At 72.7% G+C, this 7780-nt stretch carries 6 protein-coding genes and 1 pseudogene; 2 read left to right on the forward strand and 5 right to left on the reverse strand.

Features of this window, described 5'->3' with window-relative positions; genetic code table 11:
• Positions 1-752 (forward strand): methylenetetrahydrofolate reductase (locus CCN72_RS17890; protein ID WP_086808389.1); only part of this gene is annotated, 752 nt, incomplete at its 5' end.
• Positions 753-808: 56 nt separating this feature from the next.
• Positions 809-1756: an SCO2102 family sporulation regulator gene (locus tag CCN72_RS17895; RefSeq protein ID WP_086808390.1), complete on the forward strand. Its 948-nt coding sequence runs from the start codon at positions 809-811 to the stop codon at positions 1754-1756.
• Positions 1757-1853: 97 nt separating this feature from the next.
• Here CCN72_RS17895 and CCN72_RS17900 read toward each other — a convergent pair whose 3' ends face one another.
• The 5 genes and pseudogenes from CCN72_RS17900 to CCN72_RS17920 form a co-directional block, all read right to left on the reverse strand.
• Positions 1854-3359 (reverse strand): phytoene desaturase family protein, encoded by a 1506-nt coding sequence (locus CCN72_RS17900; protein ID WP_167408687.1) that lies wholly within the window; start codon positions 3357-3359, stop codon positions 1854-1856.
• A gap of 113 nt (positions 3360-3472) precedes the next feature.
• Complete coding sequence (locus tag CCN72_RS17905; RefSeq protein ID WP_086808391.1) at positions 3473-4075, reverse strand: DUF4126 domain-containing protein; 603 nt, start codon at positions 4073-4075, stop codon at positions 3473-3475.
• Positions 4076-4389: 314 nt separating this feature from the next.
• On the reverse strand, positions 4390-5019 hold the full coding sequence (locus CCN72_RS17910) for a TetR/AcrR family transcriptional regulator (RefSeq protein WP_086808392.1): 630 nt from the start codon (positions 5017-5019) through the stop codon (positions 4390-4392).
• Positions 5020-5066: 47 nt separating this feature from the next.
• Positions 5067-7151, reverse strand: coding sequence for a YhgE/Pip domain-containing protein (locus tag CCN72_RS17915; protein ID WP_086808393.1), 2085 nt, complete (start codon positions 7149-7151; stop codon positions 5067-5069).
• Positions 7138-7734 (reverse strand): annotated as a pseudogene (locus CCN72_RS17920) (P-loop NTPase family protein); the annotation flags it as partial. The gene CCN72_RS17915 and the pseudogene CCN72_RS17920, both read right to left, overlap by 14 nt.
• Positions 7735-7780: the final 46 nt, after the last annotated feature.

Here is a 7780-nt window from a genome sequence, read left to right on the forward strand (position 1 = left end):
TCTCCGTGACCTACGGCGCCGGCGGTTCGACCCGCGCGGGCACCGTCAAGGAGACGCAGCAGATCGTCGCCGACACCACGCTGACCCCGGTCGCCCACCTCACCGCGGTCGACCACTCCATCGCCGAACTGCGCAACATCATCGGCCAGTACGCCGACGCCGGGATCCGCAACATGCTCGCCGTGCGCGGCGACCCGCCCGGCGACCCCATGGGCGCGTGGGTGGCGCACCCCAAGGGCCTGACCTACGCGGCCGAACTGGTGCGCCTCATCAAGGAGTCGGGCGACTTCTGCGTGGGCGTCGCCGCCTTCCCGGAGATGCACCCCCGCTCCGCGGACTGGGACACCGATGTCGCCCACTTCGTGGACAAGTGCCGCGCGGGTGCCGACTACGCCATCACCCAGATGTTCTTCCAGCCCGAGTCCTATCTGCGGCTGCGCGACCGGGTGGTGGAGGCGGGTTGCGACACCCCGGTCATCCCGGAGATCCTGCCGGTCACCAGCGTGCGCATGCTGGAGCGGCTGCCCAAGCTCAGCAACGCTCAGTTCCCGGACGCCCTGAAAGAGCGGATCCTCGCGGCGAAGGACGATCCGGCGGCTGTACGCTCCATCGGTATCGACTTCGCCACGGAGTTCTGCGCGCGACTGCTGTCCGAAGGCGTGCCCGGACTGCACTTCATCACGCTCAACAGCTCCACGGCGACCCTGGAGATCTACGAGAACCTGGGCCTGCACCACCCCCCGCAGGCCTAGACCTGCCGCGTGGTGTTGAGACACACTGCGTAACGGCCACTGGGAGAGGGGCGTACATGGGCTGGACGGTCCTCTACATCGCATTCGGCGGCGTCGCGCTGTGGTTGCTCGGCGAGGTGCTGTTGCAGTACAAGGCGCGTCTGCGCTGGCGGCTGCTCGCCTTCACGGGCTTCCTCGGGGTGGTGGTCGGCGTCCTGATGCCGTCCGTCCTCGTGATTGGGGCGGGCGCGATCGCCTTCGCCATCGGGCAGACCCTTGTCACGCTCTCCTTCCGCCGCGGCTTCGTGGCCGGTTGGGCGGTCCGGCGGCCCGAGGCCGACGCCGCGGAGTCCGGCGGCAGCAAGCGCCGCCGCGGCCGCGGCGACCGCAAGGCCCAGCCTGCGGAGGCCCCCGCGCCCGCCGCCACCGGCGCGGACGACGACCTGGCCCCCGGTCAGGACTCCTACGCCCAGGACTCCTACGCCCAGGACTCCTACGCCCAGGACGGCTCCGTCCCGGACGCGTACGACGACTACGACCGCGACGACGTCTTCTCGCCCGCGCGTCCCCCGTCCGCCGAGCCCGTCTCCGTCTACGAGCCGCTGCCCCTGCCCGACGACACCGGCAACTACGGCGTCTACGGCGACACCGCCACCCACGCCGCCCAGCAGCAGGGGCAGTCCTACGACTACTCCGGTTACGGACAGCAACAGGGCTACGGCTACGACGCCACCTCCCAGCAGGGCTACGCCAACTACTCGGACCCCTACATCGGCAGCCAGTCCTACCCCGGCGACGGCTACGACCCCGGCTACGCCCAGCAGTACGGCCAGCAGGGCTACCCCCAGGACCCGTACGCCACCGGCGGTTACGGGGAGACCCCGGCCGGCGGGGTGTGGGTGCCGCAGCAGCGTACCGACGAGGGCCAGGGCGGCGAACTCCCGCAGGAGCAGCCGTACCCCTACCAGGGCCATGGCCAGCAGCAGCCGGGCGCCGGGTACGACGAGCAGCAGTACCGCTACTGAGACACGGACACCGACCGGGGTGAGGCCCGGGCTCCGGGTGAGGCTCGGGTCCCGGGTGAGGCTCGGGCCCCCGGTCGGGGCCCGGCTCACGTGTGGGTCACTGCGAGCCCCGGAAGTCCGGACCCTCCACGATCAGCCCGGACACCAGCGCGCCCGACATGCCCGCGTGCGGCAGCCCGCCGCCCGGGTGGGACCAGCCGCCGACCGCGAACAGGCCTGGTATCGCCGTGGTGTTGGCCGGGTGCAGCGCGCCTTGCGGCGCGGCCAGCGCGGGCGGCGGGACCGCGCCTCCGGTGGCGCCCGTCTCCCGGGCGGTGTCCAGGGGGGTGCGCACCTCGCGCCACAGGATCCGCTCCCGCAGCCCGGGAACCGCGCGCTCGGCGGCGGTGATCATGCGCTCGGCGAACGCGTCGGCGACACCCGGCGCGCCCCAGTCGTACCGTGTCGCCGCCGGGACCGTAGCCGTCAGCACCATCGACTCGTGCGTGTCGTCGGGGCGCAGCGCCGGGTCGTCAGGCCGGTCGACGCGGACCGTCGGCAGGCCCGGCGGGGTGCCGTGCCGGAACAGGTCCAGTTCGCCCTCGGGGTCGGCCGAGTGCACCACCGTGCGATGCGCGGCACCGGGCTCGCGGGCGCCGCGCAGGGCCAGGCAGACCACCATCCGCCCCGGGAACCGGTCCTCGGGCTCCGGCGCGAGGGCCCCCGGTCCGTACGGCGTCCCCGCCACCAGGCCGCCCAGCCGCCAGGGCTCCGCCCCGACCACGAAGTCCGCCTCGGCCACGGTCCCGTCGGCCAGCTCCACCCCGGCCGCCCGGCCGTCCTCGACCAGAATCCGGGTGATCTCGGCGCCGAAGACGAACTCCACCCGCCGGGCCAGGCAGCGCTCGTACACCGCGCGCGCCAACTCCCGGATCCCGCCGCGCACATACCAGGTGCCGAAGGCATGCTCCATGTACGGCAGCACGGCCGCGCTCGCCGGGGCGGTGGCCGGATCGACGCCGTGGGCCAGGGCGTACCCGGCGAGCAGGGCTGTCAGCCGGGGGTCGCGCAGCTCCCAGGCGCCGATCTCGGCCAGGGTGCTCGCCCGCCGGGTGCGCAGCAGCCGCTTGTGCGGGACCGCCGGATACGGCTCCTTGTCCCTCAGCACCTGCCAGTCGGGCCACAGGGGCTCCTCCAGCAGCGGCCGGCGGGTGCGGTCCCAGGCCTCGCGGGCCCGCACCAGGAAGTCGCCCCAGCGCCCGCCCGCGCCGCCGCCCAGCGCTTCGTCCAGCGCCGCGACGACGCCCGCGCGCGAGGCGTTCGGCAGGGCGGCCTCGGTGCCGTCCGCGAAGAGGTGCCGCGCGGACGGGTCGACCTGGACCAGCTCGACACGGGCCTCCAGCGGCTCCTTGCCGGTCTTGACGAACAGATCGCGGTAGACGGCGGGCAGCGTCAGCAGCCCCGGGCCGGTGTCGAAGCCGAATCCGTCCCGCTCGAAGCGGCGCACCCCGCCGCCGTAGGTGTCCGTGCGCTCGTACACCACCACCCGGTGGCCCGCGACGGCCAGCCGGGCGGCGGCCGCCATCGCGCCCGTACCGGCGCCCATCACCGCGATCCGTGCCATGTCTGCGACTCTAGCGACCACCACTGACAACGCGATCTCGGGGCGGGCTCCGCGCAGCTCAGGGCAGCTCCAGGGCACCTGTGAGGCCGACTCGGGCACCCGTGAGGCCAGGCTCAGGGCACCCGTGAGGCCAGTCGGCGCTCCTCGCGGCGCTGGGCGCGGCGGCGCAGGAAGCGCCGGATGCGGGAGACCAGGAAGAACAGCGCGGCCAGCCCCGCGACCAGCAGCACCGCCGCGATGATCGCCGCCGCCTGCGGATGGAATATCGCGAAGGAGACCAGCGCGCCGACGCCCAGATCCTCACCGATGCTCAGCGCGATATTGCTGAACGGCTCCGGCGAGGCGTTGACCGCCATCCGGGTCCCGGCCTTGACCGAGTGGCTGGCCAGCGCCGTCGAACCGCCGATCAGCGCGGCCGCCACCTCCGGGTACGAACCGCTGTGCCCGGCGAGCAGCGCGCCCACCCAGGCGCCGGCCGCGGGCCGGATCACGGTGTGCACGGAGTCCCATATCGAGTCGACGTAGGGCACCTTGTCGGCCGCCGCCTCGCACAGGAACAGCACGCCCGCGATGATCAGCACCTCGGGCCGCTGGAGGGCCCCGGGGACGTCGTCGCTCACCCCGGTCACGCCGAACAGGCCGAGCAGGAGCACCACCGCGTAGGCGTTGATGCCGCTGGCCCAGCCACTGGTGAAGACGAGCGGGAGTACGGACACGCAGGCGATCGTAGCGAGGCCCGGGGGCGCCCGTCCTGGGCAGGTGCGCGCAGGTCTGAGTATCCGTACCTAGGCCGCCGGATGAGTAGGCGCACGGATGGGCCGCAGGGGCCCGGCACGGAAGAGTGGAGCTCGGCAAGGGGGCGCGGCCCGGTACCGCCGGCACGGGGCGGCGGAACGGTGCCCGCCGCCTGGCCGTGACCCAGGGGGAGTACGGGGGAGTACGGGGGAGTACGGGGGAGCGCGAAGGCGCCGGTCCAGCAGTGGACCGGCGCCTTCCGTGTGCCGTTCGGGCGCGCCGCCGCCCCGGTGGCTCAGACCCTGCCGCTGACCCGGCCCTGGAGCAGCCGGGACAGGGCCGCGTGCACATCGTCCAGGGAGCGCTGCGGCTGGAAGGACTTCCAGTCGAGCGCGGCCACCAGGACCATGCCGACCAGCGCCGCCGCCGTCAGCTGGACGTCGATCTCCTCGCTGAACTCGCCGCCCGCCACGCCCTCGCGCAGCACGCCCTCGACCACGGCGACGGCCTCCTGGCGCACCACCATCAGCGTGGACTGCCAGGCCCGGTTGGTGCGCCACAGCTCGGCCACGTACAGCTGGGTGAAGGCCGGGTAGCGGTCGATGAAGACCAGCCCGGCGCGGACCATCGCGTCCAGCGCGTCCACCCTGTTGCCGCCCTCGTGCGCGGTCTGTTCCGCGGCCTCCTTCAGGGAGGCGGTGAGCAGGCTGACCCCGTGCCGCAGCAGCTCCTCGAAGAGGACCGACTTGCTCGCGAAGTTGTAGTAGACGGTGCCCTTGGCGACCCCCGCCCGCTCGGCGATCTCGTCCACGGTGGTCGCGGAGAAGCCCTGCTCGGCGATGAGCGTGACGGCCGCCTCGTAGAGCTTCTGCCGGGTCGCCTCCCGGCGCGTGCTGCCGCCGGACCTGGCGCTGCTGCTTTCCATGGCACCGATTCTCACAGGTACCCGGGCCGGCCGGGCCGGTCCGGGGCTCACAGGCTCAGCTCCGGGTGCAGCCGGTCCAGCGTCCACACCTGCCGCTTGCGGGCCGCGAGCGCGGTCAGCGCGAGGGCGCCCACGGTGAACGCGGTCAGTACCGCGCACGCCTGCCACACCGGCCCGAGTCCACCGCCGGTGATCAGCCGGCGCAGCGCCGACACGACGTAACTCATCGGCAGGTACGGGTGGATGGCGTTGAAGAAGCCCGGACTGGTCTGCACCGGATAGGTGCCGCCCGCCGAGGTCAGCTGGAGCATCAGCAGGGCGAGGACCAGGATCCGGCCGGCCGCGCCGAAGCGGGCGTTGAGCCACTGCACGATCGCCGCGAAGCACGCGGTGACCAGGAACAGGAATCCGATGGTGCCGGCCGCCCGGAGCATCTGGAGCCCGATCGCCCAGTGCAGTACGGCCATCAGCGCGCCCACCTGGAGGACGCCCAGCGCGACCACCGGCAGCCAGCCGGCGAGCGCGATCCGCCACGCCGGTGAACCGGCCGCCAGGGCACGCCGGTTGAGCGGTGCGATCAGCATGTAGGCCACCATCGCGCCCACCCACAGGGACAGCGGGATGAAGTACGGGGCGAACCCGGTGCCGTAGTTGGGCGCCTGGTGCAGATCGTGGGAGGCCAGCTGGACCGGGTCGGCCATGACGCCGGTGCGCCGGTCGCGGTCGTGCTTGTCGTAGTCGGGGATCTTCTTGGCGCCGTCGTGCAGCCCGCCGGCGAGCTTCCCGGAGCCGTCGGTCAGCTTGTACAGGCCGCCGTCCAGGGTCTGGGCGCCGGTCTTGGCGGTGCCGATGCCCGCGTCCAGGGTGGTGGCGCCCGTGTCGGCGGTGGTCAGCCCGGTGTGCAGCTTCTTGGCGCCGGCGGCGACCTGCTGCGCGCCGGCGTTCAGCTTGTCGATCTTCTTGACGGCGTCGCTGACGTCCTCGGAGAGGTGGGGCGCGCTCTTCTGGAGGGCGGTCGCCTGCTTCTGGAGGGTGCCCAGGTTGTTCCGCATGGTCGTCAGGTCGCCGTTCTGGTCGGCGATCAGGGTGTTCAGGTCGTCGGCGACGCCGGACACGTCCGCGGCGGCCTGCTTCGCCTTCTGGAGCTGCGGGCAGGCCGGGTCGGGGACGGTGGCGCTCTCGCAGCGGTCCTTGTAGACGTCCGCGAGGACGGTGGCGGACAGCTGCGCGGCCTTCGCGGCCTGGGGCGCGTGTTTCACCAGGACGTCGAGGTTGTCCTGGACCGTCTTGGCCGAGTCGGCGACCAGGCCGGCGGTGTCCCCGATGGTCTTCTCGTTGTCCTTCAGGAACGGGCCCGCCTGGGCGTAGACGCCGTCCACCTTGTCGGCGAGCGCCTGGGTGCCGTCGGCGACCTGCCGGGAGCCCTCCTGGAGGTCTCCGGAGCCGGTGTGCAGCTTCTTGATGCCCTTGGCGAGTTTTCCGCTGCCGCTCTTGGCGTCCACGAGCCCGTCGGCGAGGTCCTTGGACCCCTTCTCGGCCTTCCCCAGGCCGGTGTTCAGCTTGTCGGCGCCCTTGGCGGCCGTGACCGTCTTGTCGTGGATGCCGGAGAACGAGATGAAGATCTTGTCCAGGAAGGACCGCGACGCCTTGCTGGACGCGGCCGAGCGCACCTCGTTGAAGACCGTGCGGGATATCTGCCCGACGATGTAGTTGTTCGCGTCGTTGGTACGCACCTGGAGGGCGCCGGTCTCCGGGTCGTCGCCGGAACTGGAGGCGATGCGCTCGCTGAAGTCCGTCGGCATGGTGAGCGACAGGTAGTACGTGCCGTTCTCCACGCCCCTGCGGGCCTCGGCGTCGTCGACCTCGTGCCAGTCGAAGGTCTTGCTTTCGCGCAGCCCCGACACGAGGTCGTCGCCCGCGGTGATCTGCTTGCCGCCGGCCGTGGCGCCCTTGTCGTCGTTGACCAGCGCCACGGGGATGCGGTCCAGGCGGCCGTACGGGTTCCAGAAGGACCACAGGTACAGGCCGCCGTAGAGCAGCGGCAGCACGAGCAGGGCGACGAGGGCGGCGCGCGGGAGCCTGCCGCGTCCGAAGCGCCGCAGTTCGAGGGCGGCGAGCCTAGGCGAGCGCATCGATGTCCTCCTCGGTACGGCTCTCGGCCCGCGGGTTCGGGGCGTCCTCGCCGGTACGGACCGTGGACACGGTGACGCAGCCCTCGGGGGCGGTACGGCACACCGCCAGGACCGTGGTGCCCGCGCCCGCCAGGGAGCGCAACAGGCCCCACACCTCGGCGCGTTCGGCCTCCGACAGCTTGGTGTCGAGGTCGTCCACGCCCAGCAGCCGGGGCCTGCCGATGAGCGCGAGGGCGACGGACAGGCGCAGCTCCTGCACCCGCTCCAGGTCGCGTACGGCCGTCCGGGAGCCCTTGGGCAGCGTCTCCAGGTCGAGCCCGGCCGCGGCGAGCGCCTCGTCCACGCGCAGCCGCGCCTCGTGCGAGCGGCCGGCCCGCGGGTGCAGCAGCTCGCGCAGGGAGTCGCCGAACCGGTGCTGGAGCAGGGCGCGTTCGCGCAGGTGTTCGCCGACGGTCAGGGCGGGTTCCAGATCCGTCACCCCGGCCACTTCGGCGAGCGCGCTGAAGCGGCGCACGGCCGCCAGGTGCCGGGGAAGTGTGGATCCGCCGACGGTGGCTACTCCCTCACTGCACTTCATCCGGCCGTACGTGTCTGCTGCTCGCGCTCACCGGCCGGATGAAGTGCAGTGA

The sequence above is a fragment of the Streptomyces murinus genome (assembly GCF_002154555.1).
GTDB lineage: Bacteria > Actinomycetota > Actinomycetes > Streptomycetales > Streptomycetaceae > Streptomyces > Streptomyces murinus.

What these genes read in the sequence shown, in the direction of transcription:
- CCN72_RS17910 (WP_086808392.1), bottom strand. Translation starts at nt 5,019, where the DNA reads ATGGAAAGCAGCAGCGCCAGGTCCGGCGGCAGCACGCGCCGGGAGGCG.
- CCN72_RS17900 (WP_167408687.1), bottom strand. Translation starts at nt 3,359, where the DNA reads ATGGCACGGATCGCGGTGATGGGCGCCGGTACGGGCGCGATGGCGGCC.
- CCN72_RS17915 (WP_086808393.1), bottom strand. Translation starts at nt 7,151, where the DNA reads ATGCGCTCGCCTAGGCTCGCCGCCCTCGAACTGCGGCGCTTCGGACGC.
- CCN72_RS17895 (WP_086808390.1), top strand. Translation starts at nt 809, where the DNA reads ATGGGCTGGACGGTCCTCTACATCGCATTCGGCGGCGTCGCGCTGTGG.